Annotated in this window: 20 protein-coding genes and 1 tRNA gene; 9 read left to right on the forward strand and 12 right to left on the reverse strand. The window is 43.4% G+C overall.

The window, feature by feature from the left end; genetic code table 11:
• Nucleotides 1-87: 87 nt before the first annotated feature.
• Both tsaE and V6259_RS03330 read right to left on the reverse strand, forming a co-directional pair.
• Complete coding sequence (gene tsaE / locus V6259_RS03325) at nt 88-549, reverse strand: tRNA (adenosine(37)-N6)-threonylcarbamoyltransferase complex ATPase subunit type 1 TsaE (RefSeq protein WP_341583300.1); 462 nt, start codon at nt 547-549, stop codon at nt 88-90.
• 33 nt (nt 550-582) lie between these two features.
• Nucleotides 583-2,133, reverse strand: coding sequence for an NAD(P)H-hydrate dehydratase (locus tag V6259_RS03330; RefSeq protein ID WP_341583301.1), 1,551 nt, complete (start codon nt 2,131-2,133; stop codon nt 583-585).
• Between the two features lie 33 nt (nt 2,134-2,166).
• Here V6259_RS03330 and V6259_RS03335 point away from each other — a divergent pair, with 33 nt between their 5' ends.
• Nucleotides 2,167-2,916 (forward strand): sulfite exporter TauE/SafE family protein, encoded by a 750-nt coding sequence (locus tag V6259_RS03335; RefSeq protein WP_341583302.1) that lies wholly within the window; start codon nt 2,167-2,169, stop codon nt 2,914-2,916.
• Between the two features lie 70 nt (nt 2,917-2,986).
• Here V6259_RS03335 and orn read toward each other — a convergent pair whose 3' ends face one another.
• On the reverse strand, nt 2,987-3,535 hold the full coding sequence (orn, locus tag V6259_RS03340; protein WP_133011099.1) for an oligoribonuclease: 549 nt from the start codon (nt 3,533-3,535) through the stop codon (nt 2,987-2,989).
• Between the two features lie 74 nt (nt 3,536-3,609).
• Here orn and rsgA point away from each other — a divergent pair, with 74 nt between their 5' ends.
• Complete coding sequence (gene rsgA, locus V6259_RS03345) at nt 3,610-4,647, forward strand: small ribosomal subunit biogenesis GTPase RsgA (RefSeq protein ID WP_133011098.1); 1,038 nt, start codon at nt 3,610-3,612, stop codon at nt 4,645-4,647.
• Nucleotides 4,648-4,687: 40 nt separating this feature from the next.
• Here rsgA and V6259_RS03350 read toward each other — a convergent pair whose 3' ends face one another.
• Together V6259_RS03350 and motA are read right to left on the reverse strand one after the other, a co-directional pair.
• A complete protein-coding gene (locus V6259_RS03350) occupies nt 4,688-5,593 on the reverse strand; it encodes a flagellar motor protein MotB (RefSeq protein WP_341583303.1) in 906 nt (301 codons plus the stop codon).
• 31 nt (nt 5,594-5,624) lie between these two features.
• A complete protein-coding gene (gene motA / locus V6259_RS03355; RefSeq protein WP_133011096.1) occupies nt 5,625-6,479 on the reverse strand; it encodes a flagellar motor stator protein MotA in 855 nt (284 codons plus the stop codon).
• Between the two features lie 91 nt (nt 6,480-6,570).
• Between motA and V6259_RS03360 the strand changes: the two genes are divergently transcribed.
• On the forward strand, nt 6,571-8,046 hold the full coding sequence (locus tag V6259_RS03360) for an HDOD domain-containing protein (protein ID WP_341583304.1): 1,476 nt from the start codon (nt 6,571-6,573) through the stop codon (nt 8,044-8,046).
• A 21-nt stretch (nt 8,047-8,067) separates the two neighbouring features.
• Nucleotides 8,068-8,922 carry an archaetidylserine decarboxylase gene (asd, locus tag V6259_RS03365; RefSeq protein ID WP_341583305.1) on the forward strand — a complete coding sequence of 285 codons (855 nt, stop codon included), beginning with the start codon at nt 8,068-8,070 and terminating at the stop codon, nt 8,920-8,922.
• A gap of 98 nt (nt 8,923-9,020) precedes the next feature.
• On the opposite strand, the gene secF is transcribed toward asd, so the two are convergent.
• From secF to queA, 5 genes are all read right to left on the reverse strand, one after another.
• The gene (secF, locus tag V6259_RS03370) at nt 9,021-9,935 is read right to left on the reverse strand and encodes a protein translocase subunit SecF (protein ID WP_341583306.1); all 915 of its coding nucleotides are present in this window, start codon (nt 9,933-9,935) and stop codon (nt 9,021-9,023) included.
• 10 nt (nt 9,936-9,945) lie between these two features.
• Nucleotides 9,946-11,796: a protein translocase subunit SecD gene (gene secD / locus V6259_RS03375; protein WP_341583307.1), complete on the reverse strand. Its 1,851-nt coding sequence runs from the start codon at nt 11,794-11,796 to the stop codon at nt 9,946-9,948.
• 77 nt (nt 11,797-11,873) lie between these two features.
• The gene (yajC, locus tag V6259_RS03380; RefSeq protein WP_133011091.1) at nt 11,874-12,200 is read right to left on the reverse strand and encodes a preprotein translocase subunit YajC; all 327 of its coding nucleotides are present in this window, start codon (nt 12,198-12,200) and stop codon (nt 11,874-11,876) included.
• A 73-nt stretch (nt 12,201-12,273) separates the two neighbouring features.
• Nucleotides 12,274-13,392, reverse strand: a complete 1,119-nt coding sequence (gene tgt / locus V6259_RS03385; protein WP_207923203.1) for a tRNA guanosine(34) transglycosylase Tgt — start codon at nt 13,390-13,392, stop codon at nt 12,274-12,276.
• A gap of 32 nt (nt 13,393-13,424) precedes the next feature.
• Entirely contained in the window at nt 13,425-14,486 is a 1,062-nt protein-coding gene (gene queA / locus V6259_RS03390) for a tRNA preQ1(34) S-adenosylmethionine ribosyltransferase-isomerase QueA (RefSeq protein WP_133011089.1), read from the reverse strand.
• Nucleotides 14,487-14,646: 160 nt separating this feature from the next.
• Here queA and V6259_RS03395 point away from each other — a divergent pair.
• A tRNA-Leu gene (locus V6259_RS03395) sits at nt 14,647-14,731 on the forward strand.
• A gap of 86 nt (nt 14,732-14,817) precedes the next feature.
• Nucleotides 14,818-15,015: a DUF2986 domain-containing protein gene (locus V6259_RS03400; protein ID WP_341583308.1), complete on the forward strand. Its 198-nt coding sequence runs from the start codon at nt 14,818-14,820 to the stop codon at nt 15,013-15,015.
• 26 nt (nt 15,016-15,041) lie between these two features.
• On the opposite strand, the gene V6259_RS03405 is transcribed toward V6259_RS03400, so the two are convergent.
• The gene (locus V6259_RS03405; RefSeq protein ID WP_133011087.1) at nt 15,042-15,854 is read right to left on the reverse strand and encodes a helix-turn-helix domain-containing protein; all 813 of its coding nucleotides are present in this window, start codon (nt 15,852-15,854) and stop codon (nt 15,042-15,044) included.
• A gap of 216 nt (nt 15,855-16,070) precedes the next feature.
• Between V6259_RS03405 and V6259_RS03410 the strand changes: the two genes are divergently transcribed.
• The 3 genes from V6259_RS03410 to V6259_RS03420 all read left to right on the forward strand — a co-directional run bounded on the left by V6259_RS03410 (nt 16,071) and on the right by V6259_RS03420 (nt 19,985).
• Complete coding sequence (locus tag V6259_RS03410) at nt 16,071-17,492, forward strand: alanine/glycine:cation symporter family protein (RefSeq protein WP_341583309.1); 1,422 nt, start codon at nt 16,071-16,073, stop codon at nt 17,490-17,492.
• 64 nt (nt 17,493-17,556) lie between these two features.
• Entirely contained in the window at nt 17,557-18,960 is a 1,404-nt protein-coding gene (locus V6259_RS03415) for an aspartate ammonia-lyase (RefSeq protein WP_133011085.1), read from the forward strand.
• The gene (locus V6259_RS03420; protein WP_341583310.1) at nt 18,957-19,985 is read left to right on the forward strand and encodes an asparaginase; all 1,029 of its coding nucleotides are present in this window, start codon (nt 18,957-18,959) and stop codon (nt 19,983-19,985) included. The genes V6259_RS03415 and V6259_RS03420 overlap by 4 nt, the downstream gene beginning before the upstream one ends.
• Nucleotides 19,986-20,074: 89 nt before the next feature.
• Here V6259_RS03420 and V6259_RS03425 read toward each other — a convergent pair whose 3' ends face one another.
• The gene (locus V6259_RS03425) at nt 20,075-20,959 is read right to left on the reverse strand and encodes a DMT family transporter (RefSeq protein WP_341583311.1); all 885 of its coding nucleotides are present in this window, start codon (nt 20,957-20,959) and stop codon (nt 20,075-20,077) included.
• Nucleotides 20,960-21,022: the final 63 nt, after the last annotated feature.

Genomic DNA, 21,022 nt, shown 5'->3' on the forward strand with positions numbered 1-21,022 from the left:
CTAGCTAGTATATGAGACACACTATAACTGCAGACTAAGTGGATCTCAATCTTAGTCAGAGCAAAGAGAATAACAAAGCAGCAAAACTTAACTGGCTGCAATCAAACCTAACGCACTATTTCCCCTTTCCGTATTACTGGTTATGGATACCTTACGACCTTGAGGAAGCAGCGCTAAAGAAACCACCACATCCGCTTCAGGTAAAACCCCCACCCCCATCTCTGCCCATTCAATCAGACATAAACCTGCCGCTGAAAAGTAATCCCGAATGCCCATATATTCCAGCTCTTCAGCATTAGTAACGCGATACAGGTCAAAATGAAATACTTCTAGACCAACAAAATCATAGGGCTCTACTATCGTATACGTTGGACTCTTTACTGGCCCCTCATAGCCTAAACCACGTAAAATGCCTCGTACTATCGTCGTTTTCCCCATGCCCAGATCACCTTCTAGATAGACGACTGCTCCGCCTTTCAAGGCATTAGCTAGACTGGCACCAAGTGACTCCATCGATTCTTCGCCGTAAACATTTTTTTCAAATAACATTAACCTTCTATTCCTCAATCAATTTGGGGGCATTCATTCTAAATAATCCAATAACTCATAAGGCTGCCCTCGGCGCTCACCAAGGTCTTTAGCCATTTCACCAGCCGCATAATTGTGCCAAGCCGCTGCAATTAAAGCCGCTTCTAAGGGTGTTTTATAATAAGCCAATGCCGCACCTACCAAGCCACTAAGTACATCACCAGAACCTCCTTTTGACAAAACCGGCTCTGATTTTCCAGTAATATAAACAGTCCCCATAGAATTTGCCACTACGGAAGTCACCCCTTTTAAAATAGCAACACAATGGTACTTTTTAGCCAGAGTAATACTCGCTTTTATAAGCGATCGATTTATTTCATCAACGCTCCAACCTAACAAGCGAGACGCCTCACCAATATGCGGCGTAATAATAGAACCCTCAGGCAAACAAACACTCGAATCTTGAGACAACCAAAAAAGACCATCCGCATCTAGCACAACCGGCAAGGCTAAATCGATTACCTCTTGGAAAACCTTGCGCCCCCACAGATCACGACCCAACCCCGGCCCCAGCACAACCACGGTGTTTTTTCGAATAACCAACCCCATCGCCCTATCATTAGCCGAATCAAATGTCATTACATTGGGATTTCTAGCCAACGCAGCAGCAAGGTGCTCACCGCGAGTTACCAAGGCAACCGTTCCCGCTCCAGACTTAGAGGCCGCTTCACTCGCCATAATAGCGGCTCCACCATAACCATGATCACCACCAAATACCGCAACATGCCCGTAACGACCTTTGTGCCCATCCGGATAACGAGGGCATGGTGTATTTTGCGCCAACTGATGACTATCAAACCAATGCACTTTGGATTGTGACTGACCATGCAACGACTGACCAAACAATGCCCCAGAAAGCGGCAACTTGGATAACAGAGAATTGGATCCTAAAGCCTCATTAATCAGGCGACCAGACGCGATTGCACCCGCCCCCAAATAGTGCCCCAGCTTTCTCTGCACCATAGAGACGGTTAGGTCCGCATAAACACACTCTTCTGCATAACCAGTATCCGAATCAATGCCCGTTGATATGTCTATGGCGACAACATACGCCCCCATTTCTTTCGCGCTGTTAATCCAGCGAACCACAGACAAAACAGGTCCAGTAATGGGTAAACGTGCTCCAATACCGAGAACACCATCAACAACAACGCCATGAGTAAACTCGCGCATTGCGTCAAATGGTTCAATCAGCACATTACCTGCACGAGCAGCCTCATAGGCTTTAAGCGCATCACCCTTTCGTTCGCCTTGCGCGCAATCCAACACCACCACATTCATACCCGCCTGTGTCAGCAATAGAGCCAAAACGAGGCCGTCCCCACCATTATTACCACCTCCAACAATAACGATAAAACGCTGGGAATTTGATGATTTTGTGGCAATATGTTTGTTTGTAGAAATATGTTTAAACAATGCATTTGCCGCACGCTGCATAACAGAAAAACTGTCACCTTCTGCGTCAAACAGAGCGGTCTCTATTTGCCTAATACCTGCTACGTCAAATGCTGGCTGAACAGAAAAACTTTCAATGCGCTTAGTCATCTTTTTCTCCTATCAACATCACTAAGGTTATCTATGGACTGGCTACTTATCTTACTCATTTCTATTGCCGTTATTATTACCGGCATTTCTAAAGGCGGATTTTCTGGCGCTTTTGGCATCATTGCCGTGCCACTCATTTCGCTAAAAACATCACCCATGCAAGCCGCCGCGATCATGCTGCCTATTCTATGTATTATGGACCTGTTCACCGTACAAAAATTCTGGAAAAAATGGGATACCACACAACTAATACAATGCATCCCGCCAGCTATTATAGGCGTTATCATAGGCGGCTTAACAGCTACTTGGTTTTCTGAAGACTGGTTGAAAATACTCGTTGGCATTATTGCCATTGGCTTTTCTATCAATTCTTGGCCAAGAAAAAATCGAAAAAAAGACCTAGCACCATTAGGGGCACTGGCGTCAAAATTTTGGTGCACACTGGGTGGTTTTACTAGCTTTATGGCCCATGCTGGAGGGCCGCCAATGAGCGTCTATCTTTTAAGGGCAAAGTTAGACAAAACACGCTACGTTGCAACAGCCGCCGTTATATTTGCCGCCATTAATTATGTCAAACTTATTCCGTACACTCTCTTAGGAGACTTTCATACAGAAACCATTTTATTGTCCCTGTGCTTTACACCACTCGCTTATTTAGGCGTACACACTGGCGCTTGGCTGCACTACAAACTATCTTCCGATCTATTTTTCAAATGCATGTTCACATTTTTATTTCTAACAGGATTAAAACTCACCTGGAGTGGCTTATTGGTGGTTCTATAAAAAAAGCACGCCAGTTAAGCGTGCTTTTTTAACATCAAAATAAAACGGGCCACTTAAACCACTAAGTCAACTATGCCAAGTCAAACATAGTTTTTCGATAATGCTGCAGCTCCGCGATGGACTCCATAATATCGTCCAATGCTAAATGCGCTCCAGTTTTAGAGAACCCCTCTAAAGCTTCAGGTTTCCAACGTCTAGCCAACTCTTTGATAGTACTCACATCGATATAACGATAATGAAAAAACGCCTCAAGCTTTGGCATGTATTGGTACAAAAAACGACGATCTTGACCCACACTATTACCACAAATAGGCGAAGCACCAGCAGGCAAGTATTGCTCTAAAAATGCAATGGTTTCTGCTTCAGCTTGCTCCATACTAATCTGTGATGATAACACTCGTGCCGTTAAACCAGATGCGCCATGATGCTGCGTGCACCATTCATCCATTGCATCCATAGTGGCTTTATCTTGATGAACAACAAGATTAGGCCCTTTTGCCAAAATATTTAGATCCTTATCCGTTACGACAGTAGCAATCTCGATAATGGTTTCTTTCTCAGGATCTAATCCGGTCATTTCTAGATCAATCCAGACTAAATTTTCATTACTAAAGCTCATCTTCACCCAAATCCTTTATTATCAATGCTAAGCATTATACTCTATGCGTCTTACTATATGGCTAGCCTAAACTAATGTCGAAGCGAAAACTAACGAAACAACAAACGTGGCGAATTGAAAGAATTCACAAAGAACGCGTTGAACGAACACAAAAACGTGACGATCGAGCTGAAGAAGTGCTCCAGTCTTCTGACTTAGGCCCTGAAACAAGCGGAATTATTCTGTCACATTTTGGTACTCAGGTAGAAGTGGAAGGGACCCAAGAACCTTTTATTGGCGTTGCTACCCGCTGTAATCTGCGCGCTAACCTTGGCCAACTGGTCACCGGTGATAAGGTGATCTGGCGACCAAAACAAAACGAGGGCGGCATTGTTGTTGCCACAACACCTCGAACCACCTCACTTTCACGACCCGACATGCACGGCCGACTTAAACCAGTTGCCGCCAATATAGACCATATCGTTATCGTTATCGCCGTGGAGCCAGAAGCGCACGCCAATCTGATTGATCGCTATTTAGTGGCTGCTGAAACAGTGGGCATTCCTCCGGTGATCTTGCTCAACAAAAGCGATCTGATCAACGAGACCAATAAGCCTGGGCTCGATTCTTTAATGAGCACCTACGAAAAGCTCGGCTACCAAATTATTCGTACATCCATATCCAACCAAGCAGGCATGGATTCTCTTTACGAGTTCATGCAAAACAAAACCAGTGTTTTTGTTGGTCAATCTGGCGTCGGTAAATCATCACTGATTAGCACATTACTTCCCGGCGTAGACATCACCGTTGGGGAATTATCACAGAAAAGAAAAAAAGGAGTTCATACTACGACAGCCGCACGTTTATTCCATATGCCTAAGGGGGGCGATCTTATTGACTCTCCCGGCATCCGAGAATTTGGCTTGTGGCACATTTCAGAGGATGAACTATTAAATGGCTTTATTGAGTTTCGCCCGCACATTGGCTACTGCCGATTTAGAGATTGCGCTCACGAAAAAGAGCCTGGCTGCGCTATTTTAGAGGCTCTTGAGAAAGGTGAAATAGAACAACATCGCTTCCAAAGCTACCTCCGAATTAAACAGTCTATTCGAGACAATAACGCCATCTTTTAGATGGCGTTATTACTTCTGCGGCCTGATAAAAATCAAACAACTAGAACACAGACTCAGGAGAGAGATTCAAATCTGATTGCTTTGTGACTGGACCATAATTCAGATTATTTCTTTCTAACAACTTTTTATAAGCAGAATCCGTTAACAAGGTAATGCTAATTCGTCGATTCTCAGCACTATTTGGGTCCACTCGATTGTAGGGCACCGTATCAGACAAGCCAATAACCTGGGCAATTCGCCTATCTTTCACACCACCTTCTTCGAGAATTTTTCTCGCCGCATTAGCACGGCGTGAAGACAAATCCCAATTATCCAAGCCTTTACCATCAAACTTCACTGAGTCCGTATGACCTGTAATAGTAATTGGATTGCTTACATTGGCAAAAATGGGCGCCATACTAAGCAAGGTATTCTCAAAATCTGGTACGAATTGCGCACTACCTCGCTCAAACATGGGCTTATCAGGATTATCAAGCAAAGTCACTCGAACACCTTGAGGGGTAATTTCAATGCGAATACTATCCATCAATGAATTACTCAGATTCATTTTTTTCAAATCGGACTGCAGAGTCTTATTCATTTCTTGCAATTCTTTTTGACCGTCATCCTTGGCTTTTTCTTTTTGATTATTGATTTCAGGCGTACTACCAGGATCAGGAAGATCAAGATCCAACTTTCTTTCTGTACTTTTCGCCGGACTGCCACCTAAATCTATTGGTTTCGCACTATACCCTGCTGAGGATTGGCCAAGCGGATCATTAAAATAACCTTGGATACTGGCCAACTCTTGAGGAGAAGAGACATTAATAACCCACAACACCAAAAAAAACGCCATCATAGCCAACGCAAAATCAGCTAAAGCAATTTTCCAAGCACCACCATGAGGGCCACCTTTTTTGACTTTTTTAACCCTACGGATAATGATGTTGTCAGAACCTACTGCCATAAATAATATTCCATATCAATCAACAACAAGATCATCGGTATTGCTTCAATTCATCAGACAGCTCAATAAAGCTGGGTCTCATTTCTGGCGGCAACAACTTACGACCTGTTTCTGCCGCAACCGGTGGAGCGTACCCAGAAACAACGGAAATCAAACAAGATTTAATGCACAAATACGCTTTTAACTCATGGGTTCCTAAGTTTTCTAAATGCGCCGAAGCTGGGCCAATAAAACCATAAGCAAAGAAAATACCCAAAAAGGTACCAACCAATGCTGCCGCAACATGATTACCTATTTCTGTCATCGGGCCACCAATAGACCCCATGGTAATTACAATGCCTAGCACCGCAGCCACAATACCAAAACCTGGCAATGCCTCTGCCACACGATTCACAGCATGACTTGGCGCAATTAACTCTTCTGCAATTTGTTCAATCTCCGAATCCATAATGGCTTCAAGCTCGTAAGCAGGCAGCCCAGTCAGAGTAAAAATACGATAGTTGTCAGTTAAAAAATTTACAACCTCATGATCCCTTAACACATCAGGAAAGCGCGCAAATAATTCACTGGTAAAAGGCGATTCAATATCATCTTCAATCGCCAAAAAACCATCCTGACGGCTTTTTTGAAACAATGAATAAACCAACCCTAAAAGCTGAAGGTAAAAAACCTTATTATGACGACTCCCCATCACAACTTGAGGCGCCATAGAGAGCACTTTTTTCTGCAAAGAAAAGGGGTTTGCCATCATAAATGCACCTAAAGCGGCACCACAGATAATGAGAACCTCGAATGGCTGCCATAAAATAGCCATATTACCGTGTGACGCAAGGTACCCACTTACAACGCTGATAATAACAATCAGCATGCCCGCTAGCGCAAACATATTTTTTCCTTAATATGACAAAGTATGCTCTGTAATGAATATACAGTATGATTAATGAAATCAAGTATTTTAGAGCGCAATGCAGCAACCTATGAAAGATAAGTCACCATACGGCCTAAAAAAATGGCTACATTTTCTAAAAGAGCATAAGTTTCCTGTTAATGCAGGACACTTAGCGAACTTAAAGAAACATATAGCGCACCCTGATGCTACCATTGAAAACTTACAAACTAAAATTAAAACTGAACCCCTTGTTGCTTTTGCACTATTAAACCAAGCCAATGAAATCACTCCAAACAAGCGTGGCGAAATAAAAAACCCCTACCACGCAGGCTCTATGCTTGGCATGAGCGGAATTGCAAGCAGCCTTGCAAAGCTTACACCTTACAAACATGCTAAAGACAACCCTGCTCACAATGCCTTCTTACGCGAAATACAAACAAGCTACGAAGCCGCTGGCATTGCGAATCGCTGGTCTGCTGATAAAAACATGGCTAATGAAGAAGTGTTCTGGCTAACTTTTTTCAGAAACACTCCTCGCTGGCTAATGTGGTTTTTCGCTTACCCTACTATGGATCGTCTGCAAAAAAAGCTCCTTTGCGGAGAAAGTGCTGCACAAGCTGAAGTGAGCGTACTGGGTTGTCGCATTGACGAAATAACCGTCCACATGTGCAAGCACTGGAATGCACCTAGAGCGATTATCGAGTCTTTTTTAAATAAGCACATTCCCAATACAGAAGAACTAAAAACACTGGCTCGCTTAAGTCACACACCCGATGAGCTTCCAGGATTCACAGAAGACAAGCGACTGACGATACTCATTAATAGCCCACTCATTTTTGTTTATTGCGCGAACAAACTTACCCAAGAGGCAGCATTGCATGGCTGGCAAGGTAGTACGCTGCACTTTTACTATCGAATCATTGCGACAGTAACCCATGACTACCTAGGAAAAGCCATACAAAACGCACACTTAGGTAGCGCAGAAGCCGCAACATTGTATATCAATACAGCAAAAGTACCACTTGCCTGTCAGCTGCTATCCCCAACACTTTACCTAACCGAACAAGCATCAAAAACACCAACTAACGCACCAACCTCTGTTTTTGATAAACTTAAAAAACAGTTAACAAACCCCGCGCTCAAAACAAAAGAAAAGCTGAATCTCGCCATTAAAACCATTAAACTGGGCATACCCAATGCTCAACAGGCAATGTTATTAAAGCACGAAGACAATAACATCACGCCAATTATGCAATTCGGGCAGAATGTGAGCGTTATCAAGAGTGTAATGTGGAACTCATCATCACCACTTTTCAAAAAAATGATACGAAAACGCTCAGCCATTCATTGCCAAGGAGCAACCCTAGCCGAATTAGTTAATGAACTCCCCTTTAGAGCAGACAATCTGATTGATCAAAATGGCCATTTAATACTCGCGTCCACACAAGTATCAGAGACCGAAACCTGTATATTTTGGCTAACCACGTCAAAAGAATTTACTGAAAAAGATTATTCAGATCTAAAAAAGGTTGTGATGCTAATTAGCCACTCTCTTAAAAAATAACATTAATACTAGGAAATAATTGTGACCAAAGATCAACTTTTTGCGTTCGCGCAACAAATAACACCACAAAAAACCTTATCTAGAGCGATAGGGAAAATTGCTGAATGCGAAACGACTTGGATTAAAAACACCTTCATCAGTCAATTTGTTAAAAAATATCAGGTCGATATGTCTGAGGCAGTCAACAATGATCCGCTGTCGTACCGCAATTTTAATGACTTTTTCACTCGCGCAATCCGCTCTGAACTTCGCCCTATCAGTGATAACGACATTGTCTGTCCAGCAGATGGCGCCATAAGCCAACTTGGCGCGATTGAGCACGGAACCATTCTGCAAGCGAAAGGCCACCACTACAGCTTAACCAGCTTACTGGGCGGCGACGCGTCCTTGTCTGATCAATTTCTTGGCGGCTCTTTTGCTACAGTCTATTTATCACCAAAAGACTACCATCGCGTGCACATGCCACTGACTGGTAAGCTAACCAAGATGATTCACATTCCTGGTAAATTATTTTCGGTTAACAAAGTAACTGCTGAGCAGATTCCCAGCGTCTTTGCTCGTAACGAACGTACTGTCTGTTTATTTGATACAGAAGCTGGCCCAATGGCCGTTATCCTAGTAGGTGCCATGATCGTTGCCAGCATAGAAACCGTTTGGGCTGGCCAAGTGACACCTTTCAACAAAAATGTAGTCACCTGGGATTACAACACCCTTAACAACATAGAAATAAAGAAAGGTGAAGAGATGGGTCGATTCAAACTGGGCTCAACCGCCATCGTTTTATTCGGTAAAAATGCCATTAATTGGGAAGAAACCCTACAAGCAGAAACCCCAACAAAAATGGGAATGGCATTCGGCACTATCAGCCACCCGTAAACCCTTAACGGATCATACTAAGACCTTTAAACAAACATAAAAAAAGCCTGCTTCAATAGCAGGCTTTTTTCATTTAAAACCAAACGAATGACTTTCCGTTATGGCATTTCGTCTTCTAACTTCTCTTTAGGAGTAGGTATCAGATCTTCACGGGTAACATTCATCGTCAATAGCAAGTTGGCTGCTACGAAGATGGACGAATAAGTACCAATGATAATCCCGAACAACAGCGCCATTGAGAAATTATGGATCGATTCACCACCATAAAAGAACAGTACCACCAAAGAAAATAAGGTAGTTAATGACGTAATAATAGTACGCCCTAACGTCTGATTAATAGATAAGTTAATCAGGTCATAAGGCTTGATGTCCCGCAAAATTCGAAAGTTCTCTCGAATTCGGTCACACACCACAATAGTGTCGTTCAATGAGTAACCAATAAGCGCAAGAATTGCCGCCAAAACCGTTAAATCAAACTCATAACCAAACAATGAGAAAAAGCCCAATGTAATGGTAACATCGTGAACCAAGGCGATGACTGAAGCGACAGAAAACTTAAACTGGAATCTGATGGCGACGTATACCATGACAATAAGCAAAGCCAGCAGCATACCTAAACCGCCCTGCTCACGTAGTTCCTGTCCAACTTGCGCCCCGACAAACTCAGAGCGTTTCAAAGAGACAGCAACACGACCACCATCTTCCAGTGTCGTTAATACTTCGCCACCCAGTTCAGGCGTATAAGTATTTGCCATGCGCACAACAATATCGGTCGGCGAACCAAAGTTTTGTACTACAACATCGCTGTAGCCACCCTTATCAAGCAAGCCACGAACTTCGTCTAACTTAGGTGCCTGTTGATAGGACACTTCAATTAACGTACCGCCCGTAAAGTCCAAGCCGAACTTAATACCTTTTGTGGCTAAAGAAGCAATAGAAATAAGGACCAGCGTAATCGAGAACAGAGCTACGATTTTACGCATCGCCATAAATGGAATTTTTGTCACTTTCATGGCTTTCTCCTTAAATATAAAGTTTCTTATTAGCACGTCCGCCATAGACTAAATTGATCTGTGCGCGAGTCACTACAATTGCCGTAAACATGGACGTAAGAATACCGAGAGACAAGGTAACAGCGAAACCTTTCACTGAGCCCGTACCAACAGCAAACAAAATAACAGCAACCAACAAGGTTGTAATATTCGCATCAATAATCGTCGTAAACGCTCGATTAAAACCTGAATGGATTGCCTGATGACTCGGCATCCCAGCGGCCAGCTCCTCCTTGATCCTTGAGAATATAAGCACGTTGGCATCCACCGCCATCCCCATGGTAAGCACGATACCCGCTATACCAGGAAGCGTTAACGTTGCCCCTAAGATAGACATACATGCAAGCAGCAGCACCACGTTTAAGGCTAAGGAAACGTTCGCAAACAAACCAAACAATCGGTAATAGGCAAACATAAACAACATGACCACAAGCAAACCGATTTCTGCAGAGACTATCCCAAGATGGATATTTTCCGCACCTAAACTCGGCCCGATTGTACGCTCTTCTACAAAGTAGATCGGCGCCGCCAAGGCACCAGCACGAAGCAATAAAGCCAATTCAGACGATTCACGTGGACTATCAAGACCAGTAATGCGAAATGAATTACCTAAAGTGGTTTGTATGGTGGCTAAAGAAATAATGCTTTTAGTGCTGTAAGACTTACGCACTGGGACTTTCTTGCCATCTTTCTCGACAAAAATATTACGCGATTTATGCTCGATGAAAACCACTGCCATATTACGACCGACAGCCGCACGTGTCACACGCGCCATTTTCTTACCACCAGCAGAATCTAAACTGATGTTTACTTGAGCATTACCATTTTGATCGAAAGACGAAGAGGCGTCAGAAACGTTATCGCCCGTTACTATAATGTCACGATCCAAGCGAGCCGTACGACCACTGCCATTACGGAAGGCTAACGTTTCAACATCTGACCCTTTCGCATCTAAGCCTGCTTCAAGGTGAAACTCTAAGTTTGCAGTTGCACCAATAATACGTTTGGCTGCCGCAGTATCTTGAACCCCTGGAAGCTCCACAACGATACGGTTACTGCCTTGACGCTGAACCAATGGCTCAGCCACCCCTAACTCATTTACGCGGTTACGTAACGTGGTTAAGTTTTGTTGAATGGCATAAGACTCTATCGCTTTACGAGCAGCTTCAGTATAGGCCGCATCGATATAGTAACTGCCGTTCGCTTCACGCTCAGTGTATACATATTGATCAAACTTATCTTTCAACAAACTTTGAGCCGCTGTTTGATCGGCTTTTTGCAAGAAGCGAATAGACAAGACACCATCATTAATGGAAACACTACGATAGCGAATCAACTCTTTGCGTAGGTCCGCTTTCATTTCACTTGAAGCAATTTCTAATTTTTGTTTCAGCGCTGCAGGCATATCAACCTGAAGTAAGAAATGAACACCACCACGCAAGTCCAAGCCAAGTTTAGCAGGACCTGCTCCAATAGAAGCCAACCAATGTGGCGTCGTTGGAACTAGGTTCAATGCTGTTACATAACCATCACCTAACGCAGCAGAAACAACTGGTTTAGCCGCTAATTGGTCCTCACCGTTATTGAAACGCAAGGTACCGCCAGCAGAGGTCAGCTCTGCTTTTTTCAAATTTATATGGGCGTCAGAAAGCGCCTTTTTTGCCTTATCTAATGCGGCTTCATCAACGACTGTCGTTGCACGTTGAGTGGATATTTGCAACGCCGGATCATCCGGATATAAGTTGGGTACGGCGTAGATAACCCCTAACGCCAATACAAGAAGAATTAGAAGATACTTCCACAAGGGGTACTTGTTAAGCATGAGAAATCCCTTACACCTAAAAATTAAGACTGAGTAGAATAAGAAAAGCGCCTAATAAAGGCGCTTTTCTAGAAAGGTTAGATGGATTTCAATGTACCCTTCGGTAGCACTGCGGCTACAGAAGACTTTTGGAATTTCATCTCAATTCCTTCAGAGACTTCTAGCGACACATAATTGTCATCAACTTTAGTCACTTTGCCCAAGATACCGCCACCAGTAATGACTTCAGTGCCTTTTGCCAAAGAAGAAATTAGGTTTTTATGGGCTTTCGTACGTTTTGCTTGAGGGCGCCACATAAGAAAATAAAAAATAACGACGAAGCCTGCAAGCAACACTAGATTAAAAATACCTGCACTGGCTGGGGCGCCATCTGCCGCGTAAGCGGATGAGATCAATGAGATCATGTTGTTAAACTCTCCAATGGTTTATGAAACTGTGATCAACTCTTTATTAAGAGCCGACCTTATAAATTGATTATTATTCACTCAAAGGCGGCGTTTCTAAGCCACGTTTCGCATAAAACTCATCAACAAAGGCGTCAAATTTACCTTCATCAAGAGCTTGACGCAATCCCGCCATGAGAGTTTGGTAATACCTTAAGTTATGAATGGTATTCAATTGAGCACCAACCATTTCTCGACACTTGTCCAAATGATGTAGATAAGACCGAGAAAAGTTTTTACAAGTGTAACAATCACATTCTTTGTCTAATGGGCCCGTATCGTGACGATTTGATGCATTACGAATACGAACAACACCATCAGAAGTAAATAAATGACCATTACGAGCATTACGAGTAGGCATCACGCAATCGAACATATCGATACCACGACGCACTCCTTCAACGAGATCTTCAGGCTTACCCACTCCCATCAAATAACGCGGCTTATCCTGCGGCATTTTAGGAGTAACATAATCCAGCACCTTCATCATTTCGTCTTTTGGCTCACCCACTGACAAACCGCCAATAGCATAACCGTCAAAGCCAATATCTACCAAGCCTTCTAACGATTCATCGCGAAGATTCTCGTACATACTACCTTGAATGATGCCGAATAGCGCTGATGGACTATCGCCATGCTCTTTTTTCGAACGTTTTGCCCAACGCAAACTCATGCGCATGGAATCAGCCGCACGCTCTGGCGTCGCTGGGTATGGCGTACATTCGTCAAAAATCATCACAATGTCAGAACCCAAGTCTTTTTGCACCTGCATAGAAATCTCAGGACTTAAGAAAACTTTGGAACCATTAATAGGTGAACGAAAGCTCACCCCTTCTTCAGTGATTTTGCGCATTTCCCCAAGAGAGAAAACCTGAAATCCACCGGAATCCGTTAAAATGGGTTTTTTCCATTGGGTAAAGTCATGCAAATCGCCGTGAGCTTTAACGACATCCGTACCAGGACGCAACCAAAGATGAAACGTGTTGCCCAAAATAATATCGGCACCAATCTCTTCAATATCTTTAGTCAACATTCCCTTAACAGTACCGTAAGTACCCACTGGCATAAAAGCAGGGGTTTCCACTTTACCTCGAGGAAAAGTCAGCGTCGCTCGACGCGCCTTTCCTGATGTTGTGTGAAGGTCAAAGTCCATGAAACACTCTGGACGCTTATCTGACATACGTCTTATTCCTCACTCTGCGGGCCTAAAGCCTGCTCATTTCGCGTAATAAACATGGCATCGCCATAACTAAAAAAACGATATTCATTTTCAACAGCAGACTGATAAGCCGCCATAACATGATCGTAACCAGCAAACGCACTAATCAACATAATCAGTGTTGATTCTGGAAGGTGAAAATTCGTCACCATGCAATCCACTGTTTTGAACTCATAACCTGGGTAGATGAAAATGCTAGTATCATCTTTCATCGCTTTCAACTCGCCCGTTTGGCTGGCCGATTCCAAGCTGCGTACGCTTGTCGTACCGACTGCAATAACCCGACCGCCTCGTGCTTTCGCTGCTTTCACTTGCTCAACAACGCTTTCTTCTACCTCAACATACTCAGCGTGCATGATATGATCTTTTACATCATCCACTTTCACCGGTTGAAACGTCCCAGCACCCACATGCAAAGTTACAAAGGCTGTCTCAACACCTTTCGCCTTAAGCTTTTCCAACAATGCATCATCGAAATGCAACCCTGCGGTTGGCGCGGCAACCGCACCTGGCTTTTCGTTATAGACTGTTTGGTAACGCTCTTGATCACTGTCTTCATCTGGACGTTCAATATAAGGCGGCAATGGCATATGACCAATCCTCGCCAATACATCCAACACCGGCTCTTTAAACAACACTCGAAACAAGGGACCAGATCGGTCTACCATCGTTGCTTCGATTGCCTCACCTTTATCTTGCCCAAGAATTAACTTATTACCTGGTTTCGGCGCCTTACTTGCTCGAATATGAGCCAAGGCTTCTTTCTCATCAACGATTCGCTCAATCAAGATTTCGATCTTGCCACCGGATTCTTTCTGACCAAATACTCGCGCGGGAATAACACGCGTATTATTAAAGACCATCAGATCGCCAGGGCGAACCAAATCTAAAATATCAGGAAACTGCAAATGCCCCAACTCACCACTTGGTCCATCAAGGTGCAACAATCGGCTCGCCGTCCTATCCGGCATCGGATAAGTAGCAATTAGTTTTTCTGGTAAGTCAAAATGGTAATCAGAAACTCGCATGATAAAGAAAACGACCTAAAAAAAAAGACCCAGCATTTTATCGAATTTTCATACGAAAAGGTACGACTGTAATAAAATACCTGAAACATAGTAAAAAATACTTCAACACACTGTTGACAGCCCTGAAAATTCCTATAGAATACGCCTCACCTTTTTCAAGGCCAGTGTGGTGGAATTGGTAGACACGACGGATTCAAAATCCGTTGCCTTCGGGTGTGGCGGTTCGAGTCCGCCTACTGGTACCAACATTAAAAGCCCTGATCATTGATCAGGGCTTTTTTTTTCGTTCCTTAATGGAATGTTCAATAATCATGCATTAGGAACTAGCACTATGAATCGCCGCAAAAAAATTAAAGACATTTACGATAAGCGCATGAAACAAGCCAATCTAAAGGTCAATCCGAAGAAAGCCAAAGCTAAATATATTTCTAAAGCGGATAGAGCAAAGATGGAAGCCGAAAGTGCCGCTCTTGAAAATAATGAAGAAAACAACGATACAACAGAAGTGATTGACGATACCCAAGCCTAATCACCTCCTGCCTTTCTAAAGATTGACTAAAAACGCGCTCGAAAATGCCATTCGTCGGGCGCCATTTGGTTATCAATAGCCTGACGAATTCCTAAATCAATCTCCTCACTGTCTCTACTATATAAGCCACAAAGCTTAAGTGCATTATGTCGGTCTACGCGTGGCCCAAGGTATTCATACACCACCCGTGCGCAACATGGCATCCTTTCACCACTACCAGACACCCCCAACCTCAAACCATTCAACCTATCTACACGACTCTTAAAGGAAGGGAATAAAATCGTTTGCGTCATTTCAACTCCCGTCAATGATTCATAGTCCATTAAAAAAATGCGACCTGAAAGAAATTGCACCATTCCTTTATATAAGTTATGAAACGGCTTTTTTCTGCCTTTTTCTTGTAACCTTTCGGTTCTTTGGTAACAGGTCTTTCCATCTTGCTCTTCAATACAAATCAAAGTGCGTAATATTTTTCCGGGATGAGCCATCGAGAAATAATATTCAAAATAATAACCCAGATACTTATCTAATCCATTTTGACCCAGCTCATTCAGCTTTGTTAAATGCTCAGTCTCAATGGATACGCCTCTTGATTGTATTTGCGACGCTGGCCGTACCTGAACTAATCGTAAAAATTGGTGATGGGGCAACACAATCTCATAGTGCTCAACCCCAAAAAACTCACAAAATCGACGCATCGTATTGGCAGAAGGTCTGTTTATACCGCTCAAATACCGGTTAAATTGCGGTCGATTAATGCCTAAGCGACGACACACTTCGGCCGTCGATTTGTAATAACTGCATAACAAGCGCAAGTTATCTTTAAAATCATCGTTCATTAGCAACACAACACCCCCATCAATTAAGGCGCCATTCTAAAGCAAAACAAATCAAAGCCGAACCTAGGAATAGTGTAAGTTGCCTCCTTATTAGCATCAACTTGCACCAAATAGTAACAAGTCACAAACTATCTATCAGGCTTCCTCTCTAGTTCAATTAGCCCTCGCCGTATTTAGATAAAAATAGTTTATACATCCTTTATAAGGAGCACATTAATGCTTTCCCTTCTTAGCGACCTCTTATGGAGTAAAATCCTAATAGCTGTACTTCTCGGCCTTGGTCTATGGTTCACCCTCGCTTCTGGCTTTATCCAGTTCCGTTACTTTAAAAAAATGTTCTCCATTCTTACTGCGCGCCATCACGAATCGGATGGGCATTTAAGCTCTTTTCAAGCCTTAATTTTGTCTGTTGCCGGTCGCGTTGGTGGTGGCAATATTGCTGGTGTCGCCGTGGCTATCACTCTAGGTGGCCCTGGCGCTATCTTTTGGATGTGGGTGGTGGGTTTAATCGGCATGGCCACAAGCTTTGTTGAATGTACACTGGCGCAAATATACAAGGTCGCAGAGCCAGACGGCACTTACCGTGGCGGACCCGCTTTTTATATTTCAAAAGGCCTTGGTAAAAAATGGAAATGGCTTGCCGTCATTTATTCTGTTTTATTACTCGCCACTTTCGGTATCGCGTTTACCACCCTACAATCTTACGCTGTTGCCAACTCCCTTAAAGATGCTTTTGGCATCCCACTTTCTTACAGCGGTATCGGTTTAGCGATCGTTGTTGGCTTAATCATCTTCGGTGGTGTAAAGCGTATTGCAAAAGTGGCTGAGATTTTAGTGCCAGTAATGGCGGTGGGTTACCTATTAATCGCACTGGTCGTACTGGCTATGAACATTAGTGCAATACCCGACACCTTGATGATGATAGTTAAAAGCGCATTTGGCTTAGAACCAGCCATCGGTGGTGGTGTCGGCGCTGCCATTTTAATGGGCGTCAAGCGCGGTCTATTCTCTAATGAAGCGGGTCTGGGTAGTGCTCCAAATGTTGCTGCCGTTGCCTATGTACCTCACCCTGCAAACCAAGGCGTTGTTCAAGCTTTCTCGGTATTCATTGACACCATAGTGTTATGCACCTGCACCGCACTTATTATTCTTCTGGGTACGACATACGACCCAAGTGTCGTTAGCGCCGCCGATGGCGTTGCACTAACTCAAGCGTCTTTAGCCACTTTTATCGGTGAACCTGGACGCATATTCGTCAGTATTGCTCTGTTACTATTTAGTTTTAGTACTGTTTTGTATAACTACTACCTAGGTGAAAACAGCCTGAGCTACTTAACAAAAAGCAGCAACGCATACCTAATGAATGGCTTTCGTATTTTGATTCTTTGCTTATGCTGCTTGGGCGCTATTTTGGACTTAAGTACAGTCTTTTCTTTTGCCGATTTAACCATGGGACTACTTGCCCTAGTTAACTTGTTCGCATTAGCACTTTTGTTCAAAAAGGCACTCAGCGTTATCAAAGATTATGACAGTCAAGTTAAAGCAGGTCATGCACATCCGACGTTCAACTCAGCCAATTTTCCTGAGCTAGATCTCGACAAAACAGCATGGCCTGAAATTAAGGCAATTAAAAAATAATCCAACCGCCACACCTTAATGATTAAGGTGTGGCTTTTACATTTAGTAATGAGGAATAATAAAAATGGCAACTCGCTCAGAATACGATTTACTTGGCAATATGGATGTTCCTGCTGATGCATTGTATGGCATACAAACTCAGCGTGCGGCACAAAACTTCTCAATTACTGGCGTCCCGATTTCACACTTCCCTGAACTAATCAAAGCGCTTGCTATGGTCAAAGCCGCCGCCGCTCGCACCAATCAGGAAATGAAGTTACTGTCTGCTGAAAAAGCCGATGCCATTGTCTTTGCTTGCCAAGATTTAATACAAGGCGATCATCACGATCAATTTATCGTTGATGTTATTCAAGGTGGCGCAGGTACTTCCACCAACATGAATGCTAACGAAGTCATCGCCAATTTGGCCTTAGGAAAACTTGGCTTTGAAAAAGGTGATTACAAAAACCTACACCCGAATGATGACGTAAATCGCTCACAATCAACAAACGATGCCTACCCAACCGCCGCGTGTCTCGGCATTCAATTTGCTGCAGATAACTTTATTCCAAGCCTAACTTCGCTTAAAGAAGCACTAGAAGAGAAAGCCAAAGAATTTGCACACATCGTTAAGATGGGCCGCACCCAATTACAAGATGCCGTGCCGATGACACTCGGACAAGAATTTGATGCTTTTGCCGTCACATTAGGCGAAGACATAGATCGTATTAGCGAAGCTTGCGCCCTACTTTGTGAAGTTAACCTCGGCGGTACCGCTATTGGTACCGGCATCAATACCACAGAAGGCTATGCCAAGCTGGTCGTTGAAAAACTCGCTATAATATCTGCAAAGCCGTTAGTTCCTGCCAGCAACCTAGTTGAAGCCACGTCTGATATGGGCGCATTTGTGTTCTTTTCAGGCATTTTAAAGCGCTTAGCGATTAAACTCAGCAAGATGAGCAATGACTTACGCTTGCTTTCTAGTGGACCACGCGCCGGTCTTGGTGAAATTAATCTACCGGCAATGCAACCTGGCTCCTCCATTATGCCTGGCAAGGTGAACCCAGTTATTCCAGAAGCAATGAACCAAACTGCCTATCAAGTCATTGCCTCTGATTTAGCCGTCACCCTCGCTGCCGAAGCGGGTCAATTGCAGTTAAATGCAATGGAGCCAATGATCATTTACAATTTACTCAATTCATTGAAAATGCTAAAAGAAGCATGCTATATGATGGAGCATCGCTGCATCCGAGGAATCGAGGCTAACGAAGCCGTTTGTGCAGGTCACGTAGAAAACAGTATCGGCATTATTACCGCACTTGTTCCCCATATCGGTTATGCTAATGCCTCTCGCATTGCTAACACAGCACTGCATACTGGTAGCACCGTTAGATCGTTAGTCATCGAAGAAAATCTCTTGTCGGAAGAGCAACTGAACATTCTTTTGGACCCGAAATCCATGTTATCGCCTAGTAAGGTTAAGTTATGAGTTCACAAGTCTTAATTCTTTATACTGGTGGCACCATCGGTATGGTACAAACAGAGCAAGGTTTGGCGCCCGCCTCCGGTTTAGAAGCTCGCATCAAGCAAGCCATGGGAGCAAGCTTAGCAGACCTGCCAAGCTTCGATGTGATTGAGCTAAATCCACTCATCGATAGTGCCAACATCACCCCCAACAACTGGACCGAGTTAGTCTCAACCCTCGCAACTCACTGGCAAGACTATGAAGGATTCATCATCCTACATGGGACTGATACCATGGCATACACTACCTCGGCATTATCTTTTATGCTGGGCGCTTGTGATAAAAATGTCTTAGTGACGGGGTCGCAAATCCCTCTTGGGATGAATCGCAGTGATGCAACCAGCAATTTACAAGCCGCATTGTCTTTAGCGTGTAGTCACCCTATTACAGACGTTAGCTTGGTATTTGATGGCAAGCTAATGCGCGGCAACCGCGTACAGAAAGTCAGCAGCGGTCGATTTAAAGCATTTACGACACCAAATGACGAGTTACTCGGCGAAATAGCCATCGATATGCAGCTTCACTTCGATCGGATGCTAAAAAAACCTCCCACAGCAGACACTCTTTCTATGTCTGAAAAAGCACTTACATTTCAAGAAGGGGCTGTAGCGGTACTTATGTTGCACCCTAGCCAACCCATTTCTATCTATCAAAGCATTCTGAATGATGATAACTGCAAAGCCATTGTTTTAATGACCTATGGCGCAGGAAACGTACCTGATAAAAATACTGATTTCTTAGATTTTTTAATGCAAACATCATTGCGCAATAAAATCGTGATTAATCTGACACAATGCATGCACGGCGGTGTATCACAAGGCGCTTATGCCGCTGGTTCCATATTGTCTGAACGAAAAGTGCTAAGTGGTTACGACATGACCCTTGAAGCCGCATTTTGCAAACTGCATTTTTTGTTAGCACAAGGCAACAGCTACAACGACATCCAAGAGAAATGGGATACTAATATTTGTAACGAATTCAGCGCTTAAAGCATTCGTTTTACAGCAAAAAAAAGGATTTGAAGACTACCTTCAAATCCTTTTTTTTATATAAATTAAGCCAGCTATTTATTAAATTATTAAATGGTCGCCGCTGTCACTAATAAAACGCTGACCACTATCATGGAACCACCAAACCATTGCTGCGCCGTTATGTTTTCTGAAAATCGATATTTGGAATAATACAAGGTACCTAAGATTTCCAGCTGACCTAACGTTTTAACCATAGCTGGATTTACTAACGCGAATCCAGTAAACCAACCAATGGACCCTAAAGAGCTCAAGACACCCACTTTAAGACTCAGCGCTCTATTTTTCCTAAATGGAGCCAGAACATCACGACTTTTCACCACTTGTAAGCCGCACAAAATCACAGACTGTAACGCTAATACATACCATAAGGTTACGCCTGCACTGGTAATAATAGAACCTTCCAATGAATGGCTTGCCATTGACGCCATCACTGATGTAATTGCAAAACAAAGACCACTACCCAGACCAAACATTAATGATGAATCTTTATGAACTTGTTTTAAATTCTTCCATTTCAAACTCATCACCAAGGCTCCGAAAACACCAAAAGCGATTCCCCACCACGCCATGGTGGTCAATGCATAATTCAGTAGCGGCAAACCAATTAGTGCCGCTAGCACCGCTTCCGTCTTCGCCAACAATGTACCTAAAGCAAAGCTGCCAGATTGAAACACTCGTAACATTAAATAGGTCGCAAAAATCTGAGCAAGCGCACAAATACTTGCCGTAATAAAGAAAATCGACCCTGCTGGTAACGACACCCATCCCAATAAAAAAGCACAAATCAACAGATATAAAGTAACCAGTGGCAATCCATAAAGCGATCGGGACATAGTGGCATGCAAAAAGCCAGATTCATGCGCTAATGAATTTTGATGAGCCGTACGAACAGACTGACATGCCGCCGCAAATAAAGTAATAAAAACCCACATGAAATCAATGCTTTCCTAGTAAAAAATCAAGAGCGCTAAGCATGACGCTAAGAGTGGTATTTG

This window comes from Marinomonas sp. TI.3.20, assembly GCF_038155025.1.
Lineage (GTDB): Bacteria > Pseudomonadota > Gammaproteobacteria > Pseudomonadales > Marinomonadaceae > Marinomonas > Marinomonas flavescens.

What these genes read in the sequence shown, in the direction of transcription:
- V6259_RS03420 (WP_341583310.1), top strand. Translation starts at nt 18,957, where the DNA reads ATGAGTTCACAAGTCTTAATTCTTTATACTGGTGGCACCATCGGTATG.
- secD (WP_341583307.1), bottom strand. Translation starts at nt 11,796, where the DNA reads ATGCTTAACAAGTACCCCTTGTGGAAGTATCTTCTAATTCTTCTTGTA.
- V6259_RS03410 (WP_341583309.1), top strand. Translation starts at nt 16,071, where the DNA reads ATGCTTTCCCTTCTTAGCGACCTCTTATGGAGTAAAATCCTAATAGCT.
- orn (WP_133011099.1), bottom strand. Translation starts at nt 3,535, where the DNA reads ATGAGCTTTAGTAATGAAAATTTAGTCTGGATTGATCTAGAAATGACC.
- V6259_RS03335 (WP_341583302.1), top strand. Translation starts at nt 2,167, where the DNA reads ATGGACTGGCTACTTATCTTACTCATTTCTATTGCCGTTATTATTACC.
- tgt (WP_207923203.1), bottom strand. Translation starts at nt 13,392, where the DNA reads ATGGACTTTGACCTTCACACAACATCAGGAAAGGCGCGTCGAGCGACG.
- V6259_RS03330 (WP_341583301.1), bottom strand. Translation starts at nt 2,133, where the DNA reads ATGACTAAGCGCATTGAAAGTTTTTCTGTTCAGCCAGCATTTGACGTA.
- secF (WP_341583306.1), bottom strand. Translation starts at nt 9,935, where the DNA reads ATGAAAGTGACAAAAATTCCATTTATGGCGATGCGTAAAATCGTAGCT.
- V6259_RS03405 (WP_133011087.1), bottom strand. Translation starts at nt 15,854, where the DNA reads ATGAACGATGATTTTAAAGATAACTTGCGCTTGTTATGCAGTTATTAC.
- rsgA (WP_133011098.1), top strand. Translation starts at nt 3,610, where the DNA reads ATGTCGAAGCGAAAACTAACGAAACAACAAACGTGGCGAATTGAAAGA.
- V6259_RS03350 (WP_341583303.1), bottom strand. Translation starts at nt 5,593, where the DNA reads ATGGCAGTAGGTTCTGACAACATCATTATCCGTAGGGTTAAAAAAGTC.
- V6259_RS03425 (WP_341583311.1), bottom strand. Translation starts at nt 20,959, where the DNA reads ATGTGGGTTTTTATTACTTTATTTGCGGCGGCATGTCAGTCTGTTCGT.
- V6259_RS03415 (WP_133011085.1), top strand. Translation starts at nt 17,557, where the DNA reads ATGGCAACTCGCTCAGAATACGATTTACTTGGCAATATGGATGTTCCT.
- tsaE (WP_341583300.1), bottom strand. Translation starts at nt 549, where the DNA reads ATGTTATTTGAAAAAAATGTTTACGGCGAAGAATCGATGGAGTCACTT.
- queA (WP_133011089.1), bottom strand. Translation starts at nt 14,486, where the DNA reads ATGCGAGTTTCTGATTACCATTTTGACTTACCAGAAAAACTAATTGCT.
- yajC (WP_133011091.1), bottom strand. Translation starts at nt 12,200, where the DNA reads ATGATCTCATTGATCTCATCCGCTTACGCGGCAGATGGCGCCCCAGCC.
- V6259_RS03400 (WP_341583308.1), top strand. Translation starts at nt 14,818, where the DNA reads ATGAATCGCCGCAAAAAAATTAAAGACATTTACGATAAGCGCATGAAA.
- motA (WP_133011096.1), bottom strand. Translation starts at nt 6,479, where the DNA reads ATGTTTGCGCTAGCGGGCATGCTGATTGTTATTATCAGCGTTGTAAGT.
- V6259_RS03360 (WP_341583304.1), top strand. Translation starts at nt 6,571, where the DNA reads ATGAAAGATAAGTCACCATACGGCCTAAAAAAATGGCTACATTTTCTA.